At 60.9% G+C, this 24,665-nt stretch carries 21 protein-coding genes and 1 tRNA gene; 6 read left to right on the forward strand and 16 right to left on the reverse strand.

The annotated features are described in order from the left end of the window. Positions 1 to 4 precede the first annotated feature (4 nt). On the reverse strand, positions 5 to 637 hold the full coding sequence (locus tag DES49_RS01875) for a c-type cytochrome (protein WP_166645976.1): 633 nt from the start codon (positions 635 to 637) through the stop codon (positions 5 to 7). Between the two features lie 193 nt (positions 638 to 830). Then, positions 831 to 907, reverse strand: a tRNA-Arg gene (locus DES49_RS01880). 253 nt (positions 908 to 1,160) lie between these two features. Between DES49_RS01880 and DES49_RS01885 the strand changes: the two genes are divergently transcribed. From DES49_RS01885 to DES49_RS01900, 4 genes are all read left to right on the forward strand, one after another. Continuing rightward, positions 1,161 to 1,367, forward strand: coding sequence for a bacterioferritin-associated ferredoxin (locus DES49_RS01885; RefSeq protein WP_133734677.1), 207 nt, complete (start codon positions 1,161 to 1,163; stop codon positions 1,365 to 1,367). A gap of 119 nt (positions 1,368 to 1,486) precedes the next feature. Beyond that, complete coding sequence (bfr, locus tag DES49_RS01890) at positions 1,487 to 1,975, forward strand: bacterioferritin (RefSeq protein ID WP_133734678.1); 489 nt, start codon at positions 1,487 to 1,489, stop codon at positions 1,973 to 1,975. 93 nt (positions 1,976 to 2,068) lie between these two features. Then, positions 2,069 to 2,485 (forward strand): c-type cytochrome, encoded by a 417-nt coding sequence (locus DES49_RS01895; protein WP_133734679.1) that lies wholly within the window; start codon positions 2,069 to 2,071, stop codon positions 2,483 to 2,485. A gap of 55 nt (positions 2,486 to 2,540) precedes the next feature. After that, complete coding sequence (locus DES49_RS01900) at positions 2,541 to 2,999, forward strand: RrF2 family transcriptional regulator (protein ID WP_133734680.1); 459 nt, start codon at positions 2,541 to 2,543, stop codon at positions 2,997 to 2,999. Here DES49_RS01900 and moaA read toward each other — a convergent pair. The 8 genes from moaA to DES49_RS01940 all read right to left on the reverse strand — a co-directional run bounded on the left by moaA (position 2,996) and on the right by DES49_RS01940 (position 13,971). After that, entirely contained in the window at positions 2,996 to 3,994 is a 999-nt protein-coding gene (gene moaA / locus DES49_RS01905; protein ID WP_133734681.1) for a GTP 3',8-cyclase MoaA, read from the reverse strand. The genes DES49_RS01900 and moaA overlap by 4 nt on opposite strands. 34 nt (positions 3,995 to 4,028) lie before the next feature. Next, entirely contained in the window at positions 4,029 to 4,469 is a 441-nt protein-coding gene (locus tag DES49_RS01910) for a hypothetical protein (protein ID WP_133734682.1), read from the reverse strand. A 230-nt stretch (positions 4,470 to 4,699) separates the two neighbouring features. Further along, a complete protein-coding gene (locus DES49_RS01915; RefSeq protein WP_166645958.1) occupies positions 4,700 to 5,512 on the reverse strand; it encodes a peptidylprolyl isomerase in 813 nt (270 codons plus the stop codon). A gap of 315 nt (positions 5,513 to 5,827) precedes the next feature. Next, positions 5,828 to 6,511 carry a respiratory nitrate reductase subunit gamma gene (gene narI / locus DES49_RS01920; protein WP_133734684.1) on the reverse strand — a complete coding sequence of 228 codons (684 nt, stop codon included), beginning with the start codon at positions 6,509 to 6,511 and terminating at the stop codon, positions 5,828 to 5,830. A gap of 16 nt (positions 6,512 to 6,527) precedes the next feature. Next, on the reverse strand, positions 6,528 to 7,259 hold the full coding sequence (narJ, locus tag DES49_RS01925) for a nitrate reductase molybdenum cofactor assembly chaperone (protein WP_133734685.1): 732 nt from the start codon (positions 7,257 to 7,259) through the stop codon (positions 6,528 to 6,530). A 10-nt stretch (positions 7,260 to 7,269) separates the two neighbouring features. Then, on the reverse strand, positions 7,270 to 8,823 hold the full coding sequence (narH, locus tag DES49_RS01930) for a nitrate reductase subunit beta (protein ID WP_133734686.1): 1,554 nt from the start codon (positions 8,821 to 8,823) through the stop codon (positions 7,270 to 7,272). Between the two features lies 1 nt (position 8,824). After that, a complete protein-coding gene (locus tag DES49_RS01935; RefSeq protein ID WP_133734687.1) occupies positions 8,825 to 12,574 on the reverse strand; it encodes a nitrate reductase subunit alpha in 3,750 nt (1,249 codons plus the stop codon). A 140-nt stretch (positions 12,575 to 12,714) separates the two neighbouring features. Continuing rightward, entirely contained in the window at positions 12,715 to 13,971 is a 1,257-nt protein-coding gene (locus tag DES49_RS01940; protein WP_133734688.1) for an MFS transporter, read from the reverse strand. Between the two features lie 163 nt (positions 13,972 to 14,134). On the opposite strand from DES49_RS01940, the gene DES49_RS01945 reads away from it, so the two are divergent. Together DES49_RS01945 and narL are read left to right on the forward strand one after the other, a co-directional pair. Further along, the gene (locus DES49_RS01945) at positions 14,135 to 15,991 is read left to right on the forward strand and encodes a histidine kinase (RefSeq protein ID WP_133734689.1); all 1,857 of its coding nucleotides are present in this window, start codon (positions 14,135 to 14,137) and stop codon (positions 15,989 to 15,991) included. A gap of 42 nt (positions 15,992 to 16,033) precedes the next feature. Then, positions 16,034 to 16,714: a two-component system response regulator NarL gene (narL, locus tag DES49_RS01950; RefSeq protein ID WP_133734690.1), complete on the forward strand. Its 681-nt coding sequence runs from the start codon at positions 16,034 to 16,036 to the stop codon at positions 16,712 to 16,714. On the opposite strand, the gene rep is transcribed toward narL, so the two are convergent. From rep to DES49_RS01980, 6 genes are all read right to left on the reverse strand, one after another. Beyond that, on the reverse strand, positions 16,709 to 18,718 hold the full coding sequence (rep, locus tag DES49_RS01955) for a DNA helicase Rep (RefSeq protein WP_133734691.1): 2,010 nt from the start codon (positions 18,716 to 18,718) through the stop codon (positions 16,709 to 16,711). The two genes, narL and rep, sit on opposite strands and share 6 nt — an antisense overlap. A gap of 49 nt (positions 18,719 to 18,767) precedes the next feature. Further along, the gene (pstB, locus tag DES49_RS01960; protein ID WP_243864862.1) at positions 18,768 to 19,553 is read right to left on the reverse strand and encodes a phosphate ABC transporter ATP-binding protein PstB; all 786 of its coding nucleotides are present in this window, start codon (positions 19,551 to 19,553) and stop codon (positions 18,768 to 18,770) included. 95 nt (positions 19,554 to 19,648) lie between these two features. After that, a complete protein-coding gene (pstA, locus tag DES49_RS01965; protein ID WP_208297000.1) occupies positions 19,649 to 20,839 on the reverse strand; it encodes a phosphate ABC transporter permease PstA in 1,191 nt (396 codons plus the stop codon). After that, a complete protein-coding gene (gene pstC / locus DES49_RS01970) occupies positions 20,832 to 22,082 on the reverse strand; it encodes a phosphate ABC transporter permease subunit PstC (protein ID WP_133734692.1) in 1,251 nt (416 codons plus the stop codon). Before pstC ends, pstA begins: the two co-directional genes overlap by 8 nt. A gap of 112 nt (positions 22,083 to 22,194) precedes the next feature. Continuing rightward, a complete protein-coding gene (locus DES49_RS01975) occupies positions 22,195 to 23,211 on the reverse strand; it encodes a substrate-binding domain-containing protein (protein WP_133734693.1) in 1,017 nt (338 codons plus the stop codon). 158 nt (positions 23,212 to 23,369) lie between these two features. Beyond that, on the reverse strand, positions 23,370 to 24,398 hold the full coding sequence (locus DES49_RS01980; protein WP_133734694.1) for a porin: 1,029 nt from the start codon (positions 24,396 to 24,398) through the stop codon (positions 23,370 to 23,372). Positions 24,399 to 24,665: the final 267 nt, after the last annotated feature.

The raw sequence follows: 24,665 nt of genomic DNA on the forward strand, positions 1-24,665 counted from the left end.
TCCCCTATTCGGTTGCGGCGTTCTGGTTGGCGAGCCAGACGGCCACCGCGTGAATGTCGTCATCGCTCATGCGGCGGGCGATGGAGCCCATCAGGTCCTGGGGATCATTATTACGGGAGCCGGCTTTCCAGGCCTGGAGTTGGGCCTCGATATAGCCGGCGTGCTGGCCGGCAATGCCCGGGGCTACGTCGCCAGCGCCACGGTTGCCCGGGCCGTGACAGCTGGCGCAGCCGACAATGTACTCGGACCAGTCGCCGCGTTCAGCAAGCTTCTGCCCGCGTTCAAGGGTTGCCTTATCCGCGTCGGCTCCGCCCTGGCCGGTTGTCGCTTCCATCTGGCTGTAGTAGGCCGCAACATCCGCAATCTGCTGATCGTCGAGCATATTCGCGAAGGGTGCCATGGCCGCGTTCTGGCGGGTTCCCTCCTGAAAGTCGTGCAGCTGTTTGGCGAGGTAGGCCGCGTTCATTCCGGCAAGCCGTGGCCAGGATTCGCCGTCTTCGATGTGTTTGCCGCTGCCGTCTGCCTGATGGCAGGCCGTGCACTGGGCTGCGACTTCAGCACCGCGTTCGGCATTTCCTTCAGGTGCGGGCTGGGCAAAGCCTGGCTGGGCCACTAGTCCCAGAACAGCGAGTATCATCGGAATCGCTTTCACGGGCAGTATCCTCCCTGTCCCCTGGCTGCCGTTACTGTAAGCATGGCACGCCGCTGCAAACGGCTGATTGACCGGGATCAAATTGTTGGGGGCTGTCAGATTCTGGCGTGTTTTGAAGGTGGCGGTGCGGTGCTGAAAAGAAAAGGGCCTGCAGTCTCCTGCAGGCCCTTTTTATGTTTGGCCCGCCCGATAGGATTCGAACCTATGACCTCTGCCTCCGGAGGGCAGCGCTCTATCCAGCTGAGCTACGGGCGGTGGGTGACACCGGAAAGGATGGTTCCGGTGTCGATTCGGCGGGTACGGCCTTGTGAGCAATGCCGCCGAAACAGGGCGACATGATAAGGATCACAGCCGTGGAAGTCCATCCCCTGGAAGCAAACCAGTAAAGACGGGACTGGCAGACTAGTGAGGGGCAAACAGAACGATTTTTACACAAAAAGACTTGCATTCTTTGGCGTGAATAAGAATAATTAGCATTAAGGTGCTCGTTACCAATGCAGGAGAGGCCATGTACGTCTGCGTCTGTAATCGTATAACTGATCATGAGATCCGCCGGGCCGCCGAGGACGGTTGTCACAGTATGCGTCAGCTCGGCAAGGAGCTTGGCGTGGGGCAGCAGTGTGGCCGGTGTACCTGCATGGCACGCGATATCCTGCGGGAGCACCGTCAGTCCGTCGACCTGGACCTGCTGAGCGCCCTCGCACGCCCCGCCTGAGAGACCACTTCCGGTCTCTCCCTGCAATGCCTTTCCGCCGTTCCGTATGGTCCTTGGCAAACCGGTTATGCTAAATTGCCGTATGATCCACCAAGAATGATTCTCTCAGGGAGCTTAAAATGAAGGGCGACAAACAGGTCATCCAGTATCTGAACCAGGCACTTGCGGCAGAGCTGACTGCCATCAACCAGTATTTCCTGCACGCCCGCATGCTCAAGGACTGGGGTATCGATCGGCTCGGCCAGGTTGAATACGACGAGTCCATTGATGAAATGAAGCATGCCGACAAGCTGATCGAGCGGGTCCTCTTCCTGGGCGGGCTGCCCAACCTCCAGGATCTCAACAAGCTGCTGATCGGGGAAAACGTCCGGGAAATCCTCGAATGTGACCTGAAAGCAGAGCATGACGGCATCGCGATCTACAAAGCCGGCATCCAGCATGCGGAATCAGTGCAGGATTACGGCACAAGGGATCTTTTCGCGTCACTGCTCGCGGACGAGGAAGGGCACGTGGACTTTCTCGAAACGCAGCTCGATATGATTGATCGCATGGGTCTTGAAAACTACTGCCAGCTTCAGTCCACGGGTGGTGAAGAAGCCGGCGAGTAAAACGGCGCGACCCGCTGGATCGACTCGTTAGACTCGTGTCTCAGGCGAACAACGGGTACAATGCGGCGCGTTGTTCATCAGAGAGGTATGGTAATGAGAAAGTGGACGAAATTTCTGGCCTCTGCGGGCCTGATTGTGACGCTTGCGGGCTCCGCACTTACTCTGGCGGCCGTGGAAGATGAAATCCGTGAGCGCATCAAGCCTGAAGGCAATGTGAGCATTGCAGGGGAGTCCGCGGAAGAGGCACAGGCGGCTGAGGCACCTGCTGATCGTTCCGGGAGCGACGTTTACGCCTCTGCATGTTCGGCCTGCCATGATTCCGGCGCAGCAGGCGCACCGAAAATCGGCAGTTCCGGTGACTGGGCGTCGCGCTTCGAACAGGATACGGAAACGCTGTACGACCACGCGATCAATGGCTTTAACGCCATGCCAGCCAAAGGTGGCTGCTCCGGTTGTTCCGACCAGGAAGTGAAAAACGCCGTTGATTACATAGTCTCTGAGACTCAGTAAACGGCGTTGATCGCACTTATTTCCCCCGGGCAATGCCGGGGGCGCGGGGCAGTATATGCGCATTACGGGCTACACCGACTATTCCCTTCGAGTGCTGATGTATGTCACGGCTCAGGGTAACCGGTTGGCAACCATCCAGGAAATTGCTGACCGGTACGGCATCTCCAAGAACCACCTGATGAAGGTCGTGCACCAACTCACCCGAAAGGGCTATCTGGAAAGCGTGCGCGGCAAGAAAGGCGGGATCCGTCTAAAGCCGAACCCGTCAGATATTAACCTGGGGATACTGGTCCGGGAGATGGAGCCCGACCTGCATCTTGTTGAGTGTTTCGGTCCTGATAATACCTGCGTTATCACGCCCATCTGTTCCCTCAAAGGGGTTCTGAATGAGGCGTTGCAGGCATTCCTTGCGACTCTCGACCAGTACACCCTGGCGGATATCACGCCCTCAAGCGATATCCCCCAATTGATTCGCCTGCTGAACATCCCCACGGAAGATGCTGCGCCGGGCTAACCGCCCGTCATATTCATAAAGCGTACGATCTGGACGTCCCCGTCCGTTGTAAAGTGGTGCTCCCTCGGCTTGAGGTCCATGGCGCTGATGATGGCCTGACGGATCGGTTCGTCATCTTCAGGATGTTCCCGGAGCAGATCCCTCAGGTCTTTTGAATGTTCGTTCCCCAGGCACAGCAGTAAGCGTCCTTCCACTGTCATGCGTACGCGATTGCAGTCGCCGCAGAAGTTGTGGCTGTGCGGGGAAATAAAGCCGATTCTGCTTTGCGAGTCCGGCATCCGGAAATAGCGGGATGGGCCACCGGTGTCCACAGTGCTCGGGATGAGTTCGTAGCGCTGTTCGATGATTTCCCGCACTTCGTCGCTGGAGCAGAAGGTCTGGTCCCGGCTGTGGTCCGAGATCTCGCCCAATGGCATTTCCTCGATAAAGCTGATGTCGATGCCCCGTTCCCGGGCGAAGTCGACCAGATCCAGAACCTCGTGGTCGTTGCTGTTCTTCATGATGACGCTGTTGAGCTTGATGCCCTTTAAGCCGGCCTCAACCGCCGTATCGATGCCCTTGATGACCCGGGTCAGGTCTCCGGTGCGGGTGATGCGCCGGAATTTCTCCGCGTCCAGTGAATCCAGGCTGATGTTCAGGCGGTCCATGCCCGCGGCCTTGAGCTCGTGGGCAAGCTTGGGGAGCTGGCTGCCGTTGGTGGTCATGGTGAAGTCATCAAGGCCCAGGCTGCCGATATCCTGGATCAGCGTGAGGATGTCCTTGCGCACCAGGGGCTCGCCGCCGGTCAGCCGGATCTTTTTGACGCCAAGGCCCTGGAAGATGCGGGCCAGACGGCCGATTTCCTCGAGCGAGAGGATTTCGTCGCGGGGCAGAAATTCCATGTCCTCGCTCATGCAGTAGACGCACCGGAAGTCGCACCGGTCCGTGACTGAGAGGCGCACATAGGTGATGGTGCGGCCGAACTTGTCGACAAGGGCTGGTTGTGTGTCTGCCATGGGTGGCTCTCCTGCGTCTACTGCCTGTGCGTCGTCAGCCTTCGGCCTGTACTCTGACAGGTTCGCCGCTGCGCGTGAAGAATGCGAAGCTCTCGAGGCTTTCACCCGTGGTCAGGCTCTGTGCCATGCGGGTAAGGTGCGGTTCGGTTTCGTCTTCTGGCGCGGGCTGTCCGTTCTGGCCGGGCATGACGGCGGTCATGAGGAATTCCCAGTCGGTGCTGACTTCGTCGGCTTCCCGGACAATGTCGTTCAGGGTTGTCTGGGGTGTCAAGATGAAGTCGCGGACCATCAGGGGCATGAGGGTGCCTTCGCCGTCCTTGGTTTCGTAGTCGCCGTTGGCGGTTTTCTGCTGGTGGCGTTGGACTTTGACTAACACGACCAGGAGCTTGGTGCCGGGGCCGTCCATTTCGGCCATTCGGACCAGGTCTTCGAAGGTGCTGATTCTTGGTTCCGGGGTGAAGGTGTCTACCGTCATTTCTGGACTCTTCTGTGTGTGGTTCGAAGCTTGGCCCTAGCCTGATGAATTGGTGCTGGCCTTGCTGCAGGGGAACCCTTTCAGGGACCGCTGTGAACCCATCCATGGGCGCTGGCGCGATGACATCCTGTCATCGAGCCTCCCTGAAAGGGTTCCCCTGCACCAAGGCCCCCGGTTCTTATGCTCGTCCGAGACCACAGACCGGCATCCCTAATCCGTACACTTCTGGTTTACTGCACCAGTGGGTTTTCGGCCCCATTCAGATCAATTCCCTCAATCCGTGACCGCCCAGCCAGAATCTGCAGGTACTGGCTCACGGAGCGGCGCCATACGGATTCTTTCAGGTACGTTGCGATTTTTTCCCGCACCGCTTCGTAGGGAAGAAGCTCGCCCCGGCGGCGTTCGTGGAGCCAGACCACATGGAAACCGTAACGTGTTTCCAGGGGGTAGGGCGAGATTTCGCCTTCGGGGAGTCGGTCCAGGGCCTGTTCGAAGTCATGGGATGTGTCTCCGGGACCGACGACGCCCATGTCGCCACCGGACTCGGCGGACGGGCACTTCGAGTGCTGGAATGCGAGTCGGGTGAAGCGGCTGGGCTCGGCCAGGCTGACGCGGATGATGCGGCGGCAGCGTTCGCGGGCGGCGACACGTGCGTCGGCGTCGTCGGCCGGGGCCGGGCGGAATATGTGGGAGACGCGGTATTCGCTGGGCGTACGGAAGCGTTCGCGGTTGCTTTCGAAGTACTGGCGGCACGCCGCTTCGTCCGGCTCCGGATTGTCGAGTTCCCGATCCAGAAGTTGACGGATCTGTGCTTCTTCCTGGGTTTCCGCGGTCTGTCGGTCTTCACCGGTGATGCCCTGACGTTCGGCTTCGGTTATGAGCATGGCGCGGATGGAAAGCGCGCGCGCGGCTTCTTTCCGGGCTTCCTGAAGCGATGAAGCGGGGTGATACTGAACTTCCTGGTCGATGGCATCTTCGGTAATCGTACGACCGTTAACCAGAATTTCGCCACCGGCGACTTGTTGAATGGGGATGGCTTGCATCGTTATGCCCTCATGGTTTCGTGCTGGTCGGAAGGAGCCGGTGATGCTTTCCGGGAATCGCCACAAGTACGTCCATGTAGGCTGCGCTTTCGCCATCCATGGCGAAAGAGCTTCCCTCCAAGCATCACCGGCTCCTTCCGCCCCATAATTCTGTGCATCGTTACCCCCAAATTCGGATGGGTGCAGCAGGCGCTGGGGGTGTTTGTAGGGAAACTCGGTGGCCATGGATGGCCACCGCGTAGCCTACAGGGACGTACTCGTGGCGGTTCCCGGAAAACACCCCCAGCGCCTGCTGCACCACTGCACGAACCCAACCTACTGGGGCCGAACAATCTGATACCGCCGAGCCACATACTCCACCGGCCAGCTCCAGATGTGGACCAGACGGCTGAACGGGAAGGCAGTGAACATCAGCAGACCCAGGAAGATATGCAGCTTATAGATCCAGTGCACGTCCACGATGTACTGCCAGGCGCCGGCCTGGAAGGTAACGATCCCCTGGGCCCAGTGGGCCAGATCGAGCATCACCGCACCGTCCAGGTGGTCCATGGACACGAACAGGGTACTGAGCCCGGTAATCAGCTGCAGGTAGATCAGGCAGATGATGAACGTATCCATGGAGCTGCTGTTAGCCCGCACGCGGGCGTTGAACAGGCGTCGGAACACCAGGTAGGTGAGGCCGACGAAGCACAGCAGTCCGAAGAGGCCGCCGGCGACCATGGCCATGATCTGCTTGGCGCCCGGGCTAAGCCCGACCGACGTGTAGACCACGGTGGGTGTAAGCAGGCCGAAGAGGTGACCGAAGAACAGCAGCAGGATGCCCACGTGGAAGGCGATACTCGCCCAGCGAAAGGCTGGCGGGTTGCTCAGTGTCTGGCTGGACATGGCCCGCCAGGTGTACTGGCCACGCTCGTAGCGCAGGAAGCTGCCGAGCAGGAAGATGGTGCCGGCCAGGTAGGGGCCGACGCCGAAGATCAATTGATTGATGTAGGTTTCCATGGTGCTCTCCCCTGAATCAGCGTTGGCCGGCAGCCTGGGCGCCGGGGTTGTCCACCCAGCGCACAGGGATCTCGTCCGTTGGTGTGGTGGCGGCGCCGGGGCTGGTATTGCCACAGCCACCCCCGGCCGGATCATTGTTGCCGAGGAAGGTGACCTGCTCTTCCTCCCAGATCTCGTCCATCTTGGTGATGGTCTCGTCCGGGCCCTCGGTCGAGGCCAGCTCACGCATGTCCCGCGCCTGTTCACAGCTGCCGCCGATGGCTTCCAGGGCATGGAACAGGGCCGCATAGGCGGATTCCTTCTCCTCCAGCCGGGCGCCGAGCAGCACCATCACGGGCATGGCGTCACCGAGCATGTCGGTAATTTCGGTTTCGTCCTGTGTGGACAGGTATTCCAGGAAGAGCGGAATGTGGTCCGGCAGCTCCTTGGCGTCCAGCTCGTAGCCGTTGAGGCGGTAGTGTTCCATCAGGTCCACCATGGCCTGGCCGCGGTCCCGGGACTCGCCGTGCACATGCTCGAACAGGTGCAGGGAGAGGTGGCGCCCGCGATCGAACAGGCTCACGTACTGCTCCTGGATCTCGCCCAGGGGCTGGTCCTGGAGTTCCGTGATCAGGTTGATAACCGCCTGTTTGGGGCCTTCCGCCAGCCGCTCTTCATTGCGGATAACCTCGGCCAGCTCCGGCAGGGCTTCCTGCATGGGTGCGTTCGGGTAGGCCATCAGGTGCGCCAGTGCTCTTAATGTCAGCATCTCGATCTCCTCAGTTACCGACCTTGTCCACGCGCACGGCGAAGAACTGGCGTTTGTTGTTGGGCTTGCCGCCGAAGACGTCCGCGTCGTCGCCGCCACCGGCGTTGCAGCCGCTGCCGAAGCTGAAGCCGCAGCCGCCGCGCTCGGTCTGGCCGTCGTACATGGAGTGGGCGTACTCGCGCTTGTTGGTCGGGATCACGAAGCGGTCCTCGTAGTCGGCGATGGCCATGTAGCGGAACATCTCCTCGACCATCTCCACGGTCAGGCCGACGCGCTCAAGCACCTCGGTGTTCTCGACCCCGTCCACGTTGCGCCCGCGCATGAAGGCGCGCATGGCCAGCATCCGTTCCAGGGCGTGGGTGATGGGCTCCTCTTCACCGGCGGTCAGCAGGTTGGCCAGGTAGCGCACCGGGATGCGCAGCTGGTCCACATCCGGGATGGCGCCGTTGTAGCCGATCCGGCCGGACTCGGCGGCGGACTGGATGGGCGACAGCGGCGGGGCGTACCACACCATCGGGAGCGTGCGGTATTCCGGGTGCAGCGGGAAGGCGACCTTCCATTCCATGGCCATCTTGTAGACCGGCGATTGCTGCGCGGCTTCCAGCCAGTCGTCCGGGATGCCCTGGCGACGTGCCTCGGCGATGATCTCCGGATCGTTTGGGTCCAGGAAGACGTTCAGCTGCGCTTCGTACAGATCCTGCTCGTTGGGGGTGCTCGCGGCCTCTTCAATGCGGTCGGCGTCGTAGAGCATTACACCCAGATAGCGGATCCGGCCGACGCAGGTCTCGGAGCACACGGTCGGCTGGCCCACCTCGATACGTGGGTAGCAGAAGGTGCACTTCTCGGACTTGCCGGACTTCCAGTTGTAGTAGATCTTCTTGTACGGGCAGCCGGAGACGCACATGCGCCAGCCGCGGCACTTGTCCTGGTCGATCAGTACGATGCCGTCCTCTTCCCGCTTGTAGATGGCGCCGCTCGGGCAGGAGGCCACGCAGGTCGGGTTGAGGCAGTGCTCGCAAAGCCGGGGCAGGTACATCATGAAGGTGTTCTCGAACTGGCCGTAGATCTCCTTCTGCACGCCCTCGAAGTTGTAGTCCTTGGAGCGGTGCTTGAATTCCGTGCCCAGGATCTCCTCCCAGTTCGGGCCCCATTCGATCTTTTCCATGCGCTTGCCGGTCAGCAGCGAGCGCGGCCGGGCGGTAGGCATGGTCTTCGAGTCGCCGGCCTTCTGCAGGTGCGCGTAGTCGAAGTCGAAGGGCTCGTAATAGTCATCGATCGCCGGCATGTCCGGGTTGGCGAAGATGTTCGCCAGTACCCGCCAGCGTCCGCCAATGCGGGGCTGGATCTGGCCGTCGTCGAGACGCTTCCAGCCGCCCTTCCAGCGTTCCTGGTTCTCCCACTCCTTGGGGTAGCCGACGCCGGGCTTGGTCTCGACGTTGTTGAACCAGGCGTATTCCATGCCCTCGCGGGAGGTCCAGACGTTCTTGCAGGTTACCGAGCAGGTGTGGCACCCGATGCACTTGTCCAGGTTCAGCACCTTGCCGATCTGTGCGCGTATCCTCATGTCATGCCCCCTCTGTTCGCATGGCATCGCCCGATTCCTCGTCCATCCAGTCGACGTTTTTCATCTTCCGGACGACGATGAACTCGTCGCGGTTGGAACCCACGGTTCCGTGATAATTGAAGAAGTAGCTCTGCTGGGCGTAGCCGCCGATCATGTGCGTCGGCTTGAGCACGGCCCGGGTCACGGAGTTGTGAATGCCGCCCCGGTTGCCGGTGATCTCGGATCCGGGCGTGTTCACGATCTTCTCCTGGGCGTGGTACATCATCGACATGCCTTCGGGCACCCGCTGGCTGACCACCGCCCGCGCCGTGATGGCGCCGTTGACGTTGAAGACCTCGATCCAGTCGTTGTCCTCAAGTCCGGCCTTGGCCGCGTCCTTCTCACTCATCCACACGATGGGCCCGCCACGCGAGAGCGTGAGCATCAGCAGGTTGTCTGTGTAGGTGCTGTGGATGCCCCACTTCTGGTGCGGTGTGATGAAGTTGAGCACGATCTCGGTGTTGCCGTTGCCCTTCTTGTTCATGATCGGGTCGATCGTCTTCATGTCGATCGGTGGCTTGTACACGCACAGGGTCTCGCCGAAGGCGCGCATCCACAGATGATCCTGGTAGAACTGCTGGCGCCCCGTGATGGTCCGCCAGGGGATCAGCTCGTTGATGTTGGTCCAGCCGGCGTTGTAGCTCACCTTCTCGGACTCGATGCCGGACCAGGTGGGCGAGGAGATGATCTTGCGCGGCTGGGCCACGATGTCGTTGAAGCGGATGGTCTCGCCCTCATGGGAATTCGCCAGGTGCGCGTGTTCGCGACCGGTCTGCACGCTCAGGGCGTCCCAGGCGCGCACCGCTACATGGCCATTGGTCTCCGGAGCCAGGCTCAGGATGGTCTCGCAGGCGTTGATGGCGGTGCGGATCTTCGGGCGCCCCTTGGTGCTGACGTCCTCGGTCACGCGGCCATTGAGATCGCCCAGGAACTCCACCTCGTCATTGGTCTTCCAGGTGATGCCCTTGCCGCCGTTGCCCACGTTGTCCATGAGCGGGCCCAGGGCCGTGAAGCGGTTGTAGGTCTCGGGGTAGTTGCGCTCCACCGGCACCATGTTGGGCATGGTCTTGCCGGGGATGGGCTCGCATTCGCCCTTCTTCCAGTCCTTCACGTCCTTGGGCTGGGCCATTTCCGCCGGGGTGTCGTGGATGTGCGGCAGGGTGGTCACGTCGGTTTCCTCGCCGAGGTGGCCCTGGCACAGCTCCGAGAACTTCTTCGCGATGCCCTTGTAGATGTCCCAGTCCGAGCGTGACTCCCAGGCCGGATCCACGGCCGCGGTGAGCGGGTGGATGAAGGGATGCATGTCGGAGGTGTTCATGTCGTGCTTCTCGTACCAGGTGGCCGTCGGCAGCACGATGTCCGAGTACATGCAGGTGGTGGACATGCGGAAGTCCAGGGTGGTCAGCAGGTCCAGCTTGCCGGTGGCCGCATCGCGCCACTTGACCTCTTCCGGCTTCTCCGCGTTCGGGATGCTGTCCAGGTCCTTGCCCTGGAGGCCGTTCTCGGTGCCGAGCAGGTACTTCAGGAAGTACTCGTGGCCCTTGCCCGAGGAGCCCAGCAGGTTGGAGCGCCAGACGAACATGTTGCGCGGGAAGTTGGCCGGGTTGTCCGGGTCCTCGCTGGCGAACTGCAGGCTGCCGTCGCGCAGGGACTGCACGATGTAGTCCTTGATCTCCATGCCGGCCTGCTTGGCCTCGCGTGCGACCTGAAGCGGGTTGCGCGAGAGCTGGGGCGCGGAGGGCAGCCAGCCCATGCGTTCGGCGCGCACGTTGTAGTCGATCATGGAGCCGTTCCAGTCATCCGCGTTGACCAGCGGTGACAGGATTTCATCCATCTTCACCGTCTCGTGGCGCCACTGGCTGGTGTGGTTGTAGAAGAAGGAGGTGGAGTTCATGTGCCGTGGCGGACGGTGCCAGTCCATCGCGAACGCCACCGGCGCCCAGCCGGTCTGCGGGCGCAGCTTTTCCTGGCCCACGTAGTGCGCCCAACCGCCGCCGGAAACACCGACACAGCCGCACATCATCAGCATCTTGATGACGCCACGGTAGTTCATGTCCATGTGGTACCAGTGGTTCATGGCGGCACCGATGATGATCATGGACTTGCCGTGGGTCTTGTGGGCGTTCTCCGCGAACTGCTGGGCCACGGTGATGACCTTCTCGCGCGGTACGCCGGTGATGGCTTCCTGCCAGGCCGGGGTGTAGGGCACGTCGTCATCGTAGGAGCTGGCAACGTGGTCGCCGCCCAGGCCCCGGTCGATGCCGTAGTTGGCCACCATAAGGTCGAAGACGCTGGCCACCCGGGCGCTGCTGCCATCGGCCAGGGTGATGGTGCGGATGGGTACCCGACGCTTCTGAACCGGATCATGGCTGGTATGGGAGAAGTGCGGGTTGCCGCCGCCGCCGAAGTAGGGGAAGGCCACCTCGGTGACCTCGTCGGAATTATCGATATGGCTCAGGCGCAGATGAATGTCCCTGCCGTCGCCGGTCTTCTGCTCCAGGTTCCACTTGCCCTTGGTCTCGGTCCAGCGGAAGCCGATGGAGCCGGTGGGGGCGACCAGGCTACCGCTGTTCTCGTCCCAGGAGATGGTCTTCCAGTCCGCGTTGTCCTGCTCGCCCAGATCATCCGCCAGGTCTGAGGCGCGCAGGAAGCGACCGGGGACGGTGTTGCCGTTCTCCTCGTCCAGCAGGACCAGGTAGGGCAGGTCGGTGTAGCGGCGCACGTAGTCGTCGAAGTAATCGCTCTTACCCTCGACGTGCCACTCCTTCAGGATTACGTGGCCCATGGCCATGGCGAGGGCGGAGTCGGTGCCCTGCTTGGGGTTGAGCCAGATGTCGCCGAACTTGGACGCTTCCGAGTAGTCCGGGGTCACGGTGACGGTCTTGGTGCCCCGGTAGCGGGCCTCGGTCATGTAGTGGGCGTCCGGTGTGCGCGTCTGCGGCACGTTGGAGCCCCACATCATCAGGAAGGTGGAGTTGAACCAGTCCGCGGACTCCGGCACGTCCGTCTGCTCGCCCCAGGTCTGGGGCGAGGCGGGCGGCAGGTCGCAGTACCAGTCGTAGAAGCTCATGCAGACACCGCCGATCAGTGACAGGTAGCGGGTGCCGGCGGCGTAGGAGACCATGGACATGGCCGGGATCGGGGAGAAGCCGATGATCCGGTCCGGGCCGTAGTCGCGCGCGGTGTAGACGTTGGCGGCGGCGATGATCTCCTGCACCTCCTGCCAGTCGGCGCGCACGAAACCACCCAGCCCGCGACGGGACTTGTAGGACTGGGCCTTCTTCGGATCCTGGACGATGGAGGCCCAGGCCTCCACCGGGTCACTGTGCTGCTTCTTAGCATCCCGCCAGAGTTCCACCAAGTGACGGCGCACCATGGGGTACTTCAGGCGATTGGCGGAGTAGATGTACCAGGAGAAACTGGCGCCCCGGGCGCAGCCGCGCGGCTCATGGTTGGGCAGCCCCGGGCGGGTGCGTGGGTAGTCGGTCTGCTGGGTTTCCCAGGTGACCAGGCCGTTCTTCACGTAGATCTTCCAGGAGCACGAGCCGGTGCAGTTAACACCGTGGGTGGAGCGCACCACCTTGTCGTGCTGCCAGCGCGAGCGGTAGCCGTCTTCCCAACGGCGGTCCTCGTCCACGGTCACGCCATGCTCGTTGGAAAAGGATTCCTTGTGGCGCTTGAAGAAGGTCAGTCGGTCGAGAAAGTTGCTCATTGCGGTTCTCCTCAGGAGTGCCTCGCGGGACGGATCCCATCCGCGTTGCCCAACCCGGTTTCGGGATGATGATGGGGACATTCTGGCCAAATTGCGGCATCAAATCTGCATGGATACCTCGACATAACCGGTTCCTACTCCTAAATGGTTAGATGCCTGTCATACCTGGGGTTAAGTTGCTGATCCCGCGAATGTCTTTCGGCAAAAAACAGGCTCACCATACACAGGGCCAGCAGCCCGAATACGAGCATGAAAGCCGCGCTGCGGATGCCGGTGATGTCGTTGGCGACCCCGAAAAGCAGGGGCAGCACGGCCGCGGTGAGGCTGCCAAAAGCCAGCATCAGCCCCCCCACCGTCCCCATGTGTCGTGGGTAATGGTTGTAGGCCAGGCGCATGACGCTGCCTTTGCCCAGGCCCATGGCGGTGCCGGTAACCAGAGTCAGCAGGATGAAGGCCGGCAGGGGCAGGTTGATCCTGATATGAATGGGGTGGTCGATGCCCTGGATGATTAATGTCGTGGGCGGGTAGGACAGCAGGAACAGGCAGACGAAACAGATCCAGAAGACGGTCCAGCTCACCTGTTTGGCGCCGCTGTGATCCGCGAGCCAGCCACCGAAAAACGCCATCAGCGAGCCCGGTAACGCAAAAAGCGTTGCGACCATGGCGGCCTGGTGCAGGTTCAGGTCGTAGCTTCCCTGAAGGAATCCAGGGAGCCAGAATACGAGAGCAATATAACTGCCAAACAGGAAACTGAAATAAAGCGCAAAGCGCCACAATCGGGTCCGTTTCAGGAAGCGGTGGAAACCGCGGGCGGAAACGGTATGGACCCGTGCGCTCGAGTCGCCCATCAGGCCCAGAAAAAGGGCCGCGAACAGCACCGGCATCAGGCTCCACAGGGGCGTGGCACGCCATCCGAACGCATCGGCAACCAGCGGCGCCGTGTAATAGCTGATGCCCGCGCCAAAAATGCCCGCCCCGAAGAGCCCCAGGGCAAAGCCCGCGTGGCGGCGTGGCGCACTGGCGGCTGTGTAGGAGAGTCCGGCACTGAAAACACCGCAGGCGATCCCAAGGCCGGCTCCCGTGAGCAGGAACTGATTGTATCCCTGGGCAATACTCAACCCGACGAGTGCCGGGACCAGGGCCAGGAGGCTGACAATCAGCACCATTTTTGCCCCCCTGGTATCCGCCAGGTAGCCGACCGGAAAGCTCAGGGCGCTGCCCGTCAGCATGGGGGAGGCCAGAAGAAGTCCGAACTGACTGTGACTCAGCGCCAGCGCTTGCTGAATGGAAACGGCCATCACGGCGAACATTCCCCAACTGGCAAAGGCGACAGCCAGAGCCAGGGCAGCGAGAGGAATGGTTGCCGGAAGGCTTTCGTCGAATGGCTCTGATATCATGATGGTCCAGCAAAGATGCTGATGGAAGAATGGATTCAGTTTCCTCGCCTTCGCAGGGGTTTTCAAAAGGTCAAAAGAGGTATATTGAAATGGTGGGAAATGTCTATTACTTTCTGGGTAGTCCGGCTCTCGGGCCTAACCCCTCCTTCTCAACGGAGCAGTAATGCGTTCGCTCAGGGATTCCCTTATCACCCGCATTGGCGTTGCCCTGGGTGCGGTGATTTTTCTGGCACTGGTCAACATTGCCGTGTCTCTGTATGTCTCAGCAAGCGCCCGGGGTGACGCGGCCGCGATTAACCAGTCAGGCCTGATACGCATGGAAACACAGCGCCTGATTACCCGGGCTGAACGGTTCGAAAATTCACCCTCCGCTGAGAACCGTCAATTCCTTGAGCGGCAGATCGATACTATCTCGGGACGACTGATCCATCCCAGGCTGGTTAACGCCATTCCCGGACTGGATCATCCGGTTGGTAACCGCTATCACCGGCTCAGGCTCACCTGGAGTGAATTCCTTAAGCCCCGTTTTGAAGCACTTCTGGAGACCGGCGCACCATTGGGACATGCCCCGGTGATGGCAAGAACCTTCATCGAGGAGGTGGATGCCATGGTTGAGGGGCTGGAATCCCGTACAGAGTCCAGGATCACCCTTCTTGGTGTGATTCAGGGGTTGTCCCTGCTGCTGACCCTGGCTGTGGTTGCGGTCCTTTTCCTGGATTTCCGCCGCAACGTATTGCACCCGCTGGGGCGCCTGGTCGCGATGGCGCAGGCTGTTGCCAAGCAGGATTTCAGCCTTCGTACCCAGGCCTCGGGACGGGACGAGTTGAGTCTTCTGGGGCAGACATTTGATCGCATGGCGGATGAACTTTCCGTCCGGTATGCAAACCTCGAAGCCCGTGCGGAAAGCAAGACGAAAGAGCTGGAACGCAGCCACAGGGCACTGCAACTCCTGCATAAAGCCAGTCGATCGCTCTATGGCAGCGCGGACCTCTGTGAAGGCTCTGTTCCACTGCTGCAGCAACTCGAGTCACTGCTTGATATCGGGCCCGTCAGCCTCTACCTGCACGAAAGAGAGAATGAAGGTGCCTTCGAGGCGGTAACCACCTTTGCCCGGACCCGCCCCGAACATTGCCGCTCCCTGTCCTGCGATGCCTGTCTGACGGGCTGTCACGTCCTGGAAGACCAGCCCGAGGCGCATCGTAATCGGCTGATGCTGCCGGTGCGCACGGGTGAGGAATTACTGGGCACCCTTGAGGTCTGGTACGCCCGGGACCGCATCCTGCAGCACCACGAACGCCAGCTTCTGGAAACCCTGGCGGATCAGCTTGCCACGGCGGTTTACCTTAATCGACGCATGACGGAGCAGAATCGTCTCACGCTTATGGAGGAACGCACGGTAATTGCCCGTGAGCTCCATGACTCGCTGGCCCAGTCACTGTCCTACCTGAAGATGCAGGTGGCGCGGCTGCAGCGGCTCCAGGGTGAAGGTGACACCGAACCCGATCCGCGCGAGGCCGAAGTGGTGCAGGACCTCCGTGACGGCTTGAACAACGGTTACCGCCAACTGCGTGAGTTGCTCACCACCTTCCGGCTACAGTTTGATTCGCCGGGGCTTGAGGAGGCCCTGAGGCAGACCTCGGAGGAATTCAGTGAACGACTGGGGTTCCATGTAGATCTGGATTATCACGTGCCGCCACGCATGTTTTCTCCCAATGAAGAGATTCATATCCTGCAGATCGTTCGGGAGGCGCTGGCGAATGTGCACAAGCATGCCCAGGCCAGCCATGCGCAGGTCAGTGTCTATCAGCTGAGTGGGACGCTGATGGTGGAGGTACGCGACAATGGCGTCGGATTGCCGGCCAATGGCGCGCCACCGAGCCATTATGGGCTGGTTATTATGCGGGATCGAAGCCTGACTCTGGGGGGTGAACTGAGCGTTGCCAATGCCGAGGGGGGTGGCACTGTTGTTCGTCTCGCGATACCGCAGCAGGCGTCGTCCATTATTACACAGGCCTCATGAATCGGGATCCGGAATCCGCCAATAACTGATCGGGTTGAGACTATGGAAAAAAACGCTGACAACAAAGAGTCGCCAGCGAGCATTCTTCTGATTGATGATCATCCACTGCTGCGCCGGGGGATTACCCAACTCCTGGAGATGGAGGAGGATATGGTGCTGGCGGGGGAAGCCAGTAATTCAGAGGATGGCATTCGTCTGGCGACCGAACTGGAGCCGGATCTGATCCTGCTCGACCTGAATATGCCCGGCGTCAATGGGCTGGAAACGCTCAGGCAGCTGCGCGACGGTGGCGTGGCGTCCCGCGTCGTAATCTTCACGGTATCCGATCACGAAGATGATGTGGTCTCGGCGTTACGGGCGGGTGCGGATGGTTACCTGCTCAAGGATATGGAACCGGAGGACTTGGTTGATCAGCTGCATCAGGCTGCGGTGGGCAAGATGGTGATCAGTGAGCGGCTGACCGCACTCCTTGCGGATGCCCTGCGTCACCAGCAGACCCCTGAAAAAGGTCAACCCGACTTTGCCAGCCTTACCCCCCGGGAGCGGGATATCCTGCGCCATATCGCCCAGGGGCTGTCCAACAAGATGGTGGCCCGCCGCCTGGACATCAGTGAGGGCACCGTGAAGGTGCACGTGAAGCATCTGCTCAAGAAACTCGGCCTGCGCTCGCGGGTTGAGGCCGCTGTCTGGGCCGTTCAGGAGGGCTACGCCGAGTCCTCATGACAGGTCATCGAGCAGCGCCGAGAGGGTAGCCTTGCCCCGGCGTTGGTTGGTTTCCTTATCGGCCTTTCCGATGCCCTCGTGCTTGACGTGGTCATCCGGCATTTCATCAATGAACCGGCTTGGAATCGTCTCGATCACATCGCCGTACTGCTTGCGTTGGGCGGCATAGGTCAGGGTCAGGGTGCGCTGCGCGCGGGTGATGCCCACGTACATCAGCCGGCGCTCCTCCTCGATGCTGTCCTGTTCGATACTGCTGCGGTGTGGCAGCAACTCTTCCTCAAGGCCCATTACGAACACATGGGGAAATTCCAGCCCCTTGGAGGCGTGCAGCGTCATCAGCTGGACCTTGTCGCTGTCGTCCTCCTCTTCCTGGCGCTCCATGATGTCGCGCAGCACCAGACGGCTGACCGCATCCTCCAGGGTCTGTTCGCCCTCGTCGTCCTCGTTGCGGTTCATCTGTTCCAGAGAATCCAGCAGGTACCAGACGTTGTCCATCTGGCGCTGGGCCTGCTTGGTGCTGGAGGCATTCTGCTGCAGCCATTCCTGGTACTCGATGTCCGTGAACATCTGGCGGATGACCGGGAGGGTGTCTTCGCGTTCCAGGCGTTCGCAGGTCCGGTTCAGGAAATCCGCGAAGCGGCGCAGCTTCTCCAGGCTCCGGGCCTGGATATGAGCATCCGCTCCCATCTCGTTCAGGGCGCGGGTCAGGCTGAGACCACGCTGGCGGGCATAGCCCGTGAGCTGCTCCAGGGTACGCGGGCCGATCTCCCGGCGTGGCACATTCACCACCCGCAGGAAGGCGGTGTCGTCATCCGGGTTGGTCAGCAGGCGCAGGTAGGCCATGGCGTCCTTGATCTCGTTCTTGGCGAAAAAGGAGGTGCCGCCCGAGATGCGGTAGGGAATCTGGTAGGCCTGGAGCTTGATCTCCAGCAGCCGGGCCTGGTGGTTGCCCCGGTAGAGCACCGCAAAGTCCCGGAACTCGGCGTGGCTCTTGAGCTTGTGGTCGAGGATCTCCGAGGCGATGCGCTCGGCCTCCGCCTCCTCGTTCCGGGTGCGCAGGATACGGATGGGATCTCCCACCCCAAGTTCACTCCAGAGTGCTTTCTCAAAGACGTGCGGGTTGTTGGCGATCAGGGCGTTGGCGGTACTCAGTATGCGGCGCATGGAGCGGTAGTTCTGCTCCAGTTTTACGATCTTCAACCCCGGAAAGTCTTCCTTGAGCTGGGCCAGGTTCTCGGGGCGTGCGCCGCGCCAGGCGTAGATGGACTGGTCATCGTCACCGACCACGGTCAGGCACTGGCGATGGCCCACCAGGAGGCGGACCATCTCGTACTGGCTCAGGTTGGTATCCTGGTACTCGTCCACCAGCAGGTAGCGGATACGACGCTGCCACTTCTCAAGAATCTCAGTGTTGTTGCGGAACAACAGGACCGGCAGCAGGATCAGGTCATCAAAATCCAGCGCATTATAGGCTTTCAGGTAATCGGCATAGTGCTGGTAGATGACCGCGAAACGCTCTTCCCGCGCATCCCGGGCCCGGCTCAGGGCCTGGTCCGGCAGCAGCATGGCGTTTTTCCAGTTGGACAGGGTCATCTGCAGGTCGCCGACCTCCAGTCCCGTATCCGGCGCATGCTGTGCCAGAAGGTCGCGCAGCAGGGCGCGTGCGTCCTCGGCGTCGAAGATGGAGAAGCCCGGGTGGTAGCCCACGGCATCGTGTTCTTCGCGCAGGATGGTCAGGCCCAGGTTGTGAAAGGTCGCCACGATCAGGCCCCGGGCGGCCCTGCGGTCCACCAGCCGGCCCACCCGTTCCTTCATCTCCCGCGCCGCCTTGTTGGTGAAGGTCACCGCGGCGATGTGGCGCCCGGGGAAGCCGGCGTACTCGATCAGGTGGGCGATCTTGCGGGTAATCACGCTGGTCTTGCCACTGCCGGCGCCGGCAAGCACCAGCAGTGGGCCATCCAGGTATTTAACCGCTTCGCGTTGACGGGGATTGAGTTGTGACAATGGCGCTGCCCGGTAGTGTGGTGTTCATGGCTTGTCGCCCATCATACACTCAGCCGTAGCGTCCGGTAATGTAATCCTCGGTCTTCTGCTCTCGCGGGTTGGTAAAGAGCGTGTCCGTGTCATTGAACTCGATGATCTCACCCATGTGGAAGAAGGCCGTGTAGTTGGCGACACGGGCCGCCTGCTGCAGGTTATGGGTCACGATCACGATGGTGTAGCGGTCCTTGAGCTCGTCGATCAGCTCCTCGATGGTGGCCGTCGCCAGCGGGTCCAGGGCCGAGGCCGGTTCATCCATCAGGATGACTTCGGGGTTCACCGCGATGGCCCGGGCAATGCACAGGCGTTGCTGCTGGCCGCCTGAGAGCTCGGTGCCGGGTGTATGCAGACGGTCTGCCACTTCACGCCACAGCCCGGCCCGCTTCAGCGAGTTTTCCACCAGCTCATCCAGGTCACGGCGCGAGTTGACCGTGCCGTGCAGGCGCGGGGCGTAGGCGATGTTCTCGTAGATGCTCTTGGGGAAGGGATTCGGCTTCTGGAAGACCATTCCCACATGGCTGCGCAGCTGGACTACATCCACGCTCGGATCGTAGATGTCCTCGTCCTCAAGGGTGATCCTGCCTTCAATATGGACGCTGGGGATCAGGTCGTTCATCCGGTTGATACAGCGCAGGAAAGAGCTCTTGCCACAGCCGGATGGGCCGATCAACGCGGTCACTTTGCGTGCGTGGATATCCAGGTTCACGTTGTGCAGGGCCTGGGTCTGGCCGTACCAGAGACGGACGTTTTCGGCCCTGACCTTCACATCCGGCTCTGGAGCGTGGTTCTGCCGGGACATTTCGGGTTCGTTGTCGGCCTGCATAGTGGTCTCGGATTCCGTGGTCGCAGTGGTTTGTGTTGCAGCATCAGAATACATGGGCACCTCGAATGTCGCTACCAGCGACGTTCAAACTTGCGCCGCAGCAGGACAGCGGCGGCATTCAGGGTGAGCAGGACAGCGAGCAGGACCATGATGCCGGCTGCCGTCTTTTCAACGTAGGCGCTTTCCGGTTCACTGGCCCAGGTGAAGATCTGGGCTGGCAGGACTGTCGCGGACTGGAATATGCCGGTGGGCGCCTCGGGGATATAGGCGATCATACCGATGATGATCAACGGGGCCGTTTCACCCATGGCCTGGGCCAGCCCGATGATGGTGCCGGTGAGGATGCCGGGCAGCGAGGCCGGCAGCACATGGTCCCGCACGACCTGCCAGCGCGAACAGCCCATGGCGAAGGCGCCCAGGCGAATGGGGTCGGGCACCGCGCGCAGCGCCGCCCGCGTACTGATGATAATGATCGGCAGCGTCATCAGGCCCAGTGTCAGGCCGCCGGCCAGTGCCGAGGACCGCGGTACCCCAAAGAAGTTGATGAACAGGGCCAGGCCCAACAGACCGAAGATGATGGAGGGCACGGCCGCCAGGTTGTTGATGTTGACCTCGATGGTCTGGGTCAGCTTGTTGTCCGGCGCGAACTCTTCCAGGTAGACGGCCGACATGACACCGATCGGAAAGGCGAACAGCAGGGTGATCCCCAGGACATACAGGGTGCCGACGGCGGCCGAGAAAATGCCAGCGAGCTCCGGCAACTTGGAGTCGCCGGCGGTGAAGAAGCGCGAGTTGAAGGCATTGCGGATCTGGCCGTCCGCCAGCAGTCGGTTCACCTTCTCCTCGAGCGAGTCAGACAGGGCCTTGTCGTTCTTGAAGTGCTGGTCGATGTCGCCCTTGACCGGTACCCAGGTTGTTTCCGTGGTGCCAAGCAGATCCGGGTTGCGGTCAATGGCTCGGGGGATGGATCGGGTTGCACCCCGCGAGGCCACATCGCGCAGGTCACTGTCCAGGGCGAACTGTCCGATACGCTCCGAACGCTCGTTGTAATCCAGTGTGACCTGGACTTCATGGTGCCAGAAGGCAGTATAGCCCTGACCGATAATGTCACTGAAGAACGTCACAATGATGGCAAGCGCCACCAGCACGGCGGAAATGCAGTATGCGTGGAAGCGGCGCTCCGCGCGGTAGCGGCGACGCATGCGCGGATCGTTGACGGAGCCGGTCAGTCGCGGTGTGTTGTTCTCAGATTGATCAGTCATATTCCTGCTTGAATCGCCGTACCAGGATAGTGGAGATGATGTTCAGGGTCAGGGTGACAATGAACAGCACCAGGCCGAGAGCAAAAGCGGACAGCGTCTGCGGGCTGTCAAAGGACTGGTCTCCGGTCAGTGCCATGACAATGTTGACGGTAACCGTCGTCATGTCCTCGAGCGGATTCCAGGTCAGGTTCGGGCGGACCCCCGCGGCCATCACCACGATCATAGTCTCACCCAGAGCCCGTGAGACACCCAGCAGGAATGCCGAGATGACGCCGGGAAGCGCGGCGGGCACCACAATGCTGCGGATGGTTTCCGAGCGTGTTGTGCCCAGCGCAAAGGCGCCCTCGCGCAGGCTCTGTGGAATGCTGTTGATGACGTCATCCGAGAGCGACGAGATAAAGGGGATGATCATGATGCCCATGACAATCCCGGGTGACAGGATGTTGCTGTAGGACGCATCCAGGCCGAAGAACCCGGCGAGATCCACGATCACGGGCGTTACCGTAATGGCGGCAAAGAAGCCATAGACCACGGTGGGAATGCCGGCCAGCACTTCCAGCATTGGCTTGGCGATGCCACGGATCTTCGGGGACGCGTACTCGGACATGAAAATGGCCGAGAGAAGGCCGATGGGCAGCGCCACTATCATGGCGATGGCGGTTACCATGAAGGTGCCGGCAAACAGGGGCACGGAACCGAACACCGCGCCACCGCCCTCAGAAATCTCGTCTCCTCGACCGGCGGCCTCCAGGAACGAGTCCCCGGGCGACCAGACCGTGCCCGTAATGAACTCCCAGACGCTGACCTCACGGAAAAAGCGCATGGCCTCGAAGATGACGGAAAGCACGATGGCAATGGTCGTCATAATCGAGATCAGCGCGGCGCCGAGCAGAAGCCAGCGAATGATATTATCGAGGGCGTTACGGGCTCTCAGGGTAGGGCGAACCGCCTTGAGGCCATAACCGAGGCCGGCGGCTGCGGTTACCAGGCTCATGAGCAGCACCAGCTCCGCCGGCAGGGTGATCCAGCCGAGCAGGTTCAGCAGTGATGCGGCTATTGCTACACCGATTGCCGGAATGCCCATGGAGACCACGGAATACCAGCCATACTGCTGGGGCCGGGAGTGCATCCGGACGCCGTCCGCCACGGTGGTAAGCGCCTTGCGGCGTCCCAGGTAGAAGCCGGCGTAGCCGAGGGGGATCAATCCCGCAAGCAGCAGAAGGGTGGTTTCACCTATGCCCAATTGAGCCTCCCATCACCAGACCGCATGAGTTGCCACTTTTTGATTGGTTTCTGACGAGCATGCGCCGACCGATGACGGTCGGCGCGGAGTTGCGCGGCAACGCTACCACAGATTATTTGAGATCGCTACGCTTGAGCTCGACGCGATCCGCGACCCGCTGCTGCCACTTCTTCCGTGGTTCGTCGGCCAGCGGAATCAGGCCCTGTTCGACCAGCAGCCCGTCCGGGCCGATCATCAGGTCATCCATGAACAGGCCCACGTACTCGCCGATACCCGGAGCGACATCACCTTCGTGAGCTTTCTTGATATAGAACCACAGGCTGCGGGCCACGGGGTATTCCTCCGAGGAAATGGTATCCGTGGTGGGTTCAACACCGTCGACGGAAACCGCCTTGACGGTATTTCGGCTTTCCTCAAGGAAGCTGTACCCGAACACGCCAATCGCCGCCTTGTTTTCACGGATCCGCTGCACGATCAGGTTGTCATTCTCCCCGGAATCCACGTAAGCGCCATCAGAACGGATATCGCTGTACTCCTCGGGGTAGCCCGCAGATTCACTGACGGCTTCAAGGGCCAGCTCTTCGAAAGCGTCCCGGGTGCCCGAGGTCGTGGGCGGGCCAAGGATTTCAATCTCGCGGTCCGGAAGGCTTGAGTCGATCTGGTTCCAGTTGTCGTAGGGGTTGTCCACCAGCTCGCCATCATGGGGCACCTTGTCCGCGACCGCGAGCAGGATCTGCTCCCGTGACAGGTTCAAATCCTCGTTGTCGATGCTTTGTGCCAGGACGATGCCGTCAGAGCCGATCATTGCCTCGGTGATCTTTTCAACACCATTTTCCTGGCAACGGTCAAACTCGCTGGTCTTCATCCGTCGGGACGCGTTTGTAATATCCGGCGTTCCTGCGCCAACGCCCTCGCAGAAGAGTCGAATGCCGCCTCCGGAACCAGTGGATTCGAGGGTCGGAGTGGGGTGCTCCGTGATGGCACCGAACTCTTCCGTCACATAGCTGGCGAACGGATAGACGGTGCTGGAGCCGACAATTCGGATCTGATCGCGTTCCTGGGCCACGGAGACCGGGCTTGCGGTCATGATTGCGGCCAGTGCAATGGCGGATTTTTTCCAGGTCTGCATGGATACACTCCTCAGGTTGACCCATCTCATCGTTACAGTAACGAGTCTATGGGTGTTGTGTGACAGTTTTATGACAACAGTGAAATCCAGGGTCCGGATCGGACCCGGGTCTGGAAACCGCCCCGGCGGGGAACCCAAGCGGCTTCCGGAGGGCAGGCTCAGAAGCTGAAGATGGCGCCGACCATGACCTGGTCGCCCTCATCCTCTGGACGGTCGTACTGACCGGCTTCCGCCCAGATGCTCAGTGGCTGGTAGAGCTGGTGTGAAACACCCAGGGTGATCTCATCGCGTTCTTCGATAACGGTCTCATCATCCGGGGAAACGCGCTGGACGGCGCCGTAGTATTCAGTGCGGCCCTGGAAGAAGGTGCCGCGGAGGGCGGTGAAGGTAGTGTCTTCGCCGGCGGGGTCACCATCAAGGTTGTCCTGGATGGAGTACTTGGCGCCGAATTCGAGCTGGCCAATGCCGTAGATGCCGGAGACGCCGTAGGTGTTTTCGCCGACATAGATGTCAGCGCCCGGGATGGGAGTACCATCGCTGTATTCATCGGTGGAGTCAGCCTTGCGGTCATCATAACCCGCATACAGACCCCAGTTTTCCCCGGTGTAACCACCGGCAATCGAAAGTCCAACCTCGTTACTGTCTTCGGGGCCTTCGTCACGTCCAATGACCCGTGCCTGGGTCCGGAAACTGAAGCCGTTCCAGTCCGGGCTGTAGTAGGCGATCTGGTTGTTCTCGCCGGCGAAGGCCTCATCCGTGATCTCGGCATCTTCCGCCACTTCGGTCGCGTCGATGATCAGATCCTCATAGACGCTGTCGAAGTTGCCGGCCTGGACCTTGCCGAAGTCGCCCTTGACGCCCAGAAAAGCGCTGTCCTGGTTGTCGAGCCCATTGCTGTTGTCGTCACTGTCGTATTCAAGCTCGACCTGGCCAAAGGCGGTAACAGCGTTACTGACCCGGGTCTCGAAGGCAAAGCCGAGGGTCGAGTCCTCATCCCCAAGCTCTGTGGAGGCGTCCCCGGCTGCGTTCTTTTCAGAGATCACCTTGGGTTCAACCGTTCCGTACAGGTTGAAGGTGGTGTTTTCCGCCAGGCTGAGCCCTTCATCCGCCGTGAACTCCAGGGCCTGCACGCTGGGTGCGGTCAGGGTAGCGGCGATGGCGGCGGAGAGAAGTTGTTTTCTGGTCATGGCATTCTCCTTGGGTTGTGTTGTGCCGGGTTAAGTGTGATCCAGGTCTATAAGTCTGTCATTGGCGCCCATCAATAATTGTTGATGGAAGTCAGTTTGTGTCGGCGGGGCTTGCCGCGACCGTCTGATGATGAGTTTATGGAGAGGGTATGACATTTTCGTGACATCGAGGAAAGAAATTCATCCCTTTCCATAGGGGCTGTGTGAGACCTGTACCTGAGTGTGCGTATCGCTATAATGGCGCCTCAGTCACTGAAACAACCGGAT

The organism is Halospina denitrificans, assembly GCF_004364635.1.
GTDB classification, from domain to species: domain Bacteria; phylum Pseudomonadota; class Gammaproteobacteria; order Pseudomonadales; family Oleiphilaceae; genus Halospina; species Halospina denitrificans.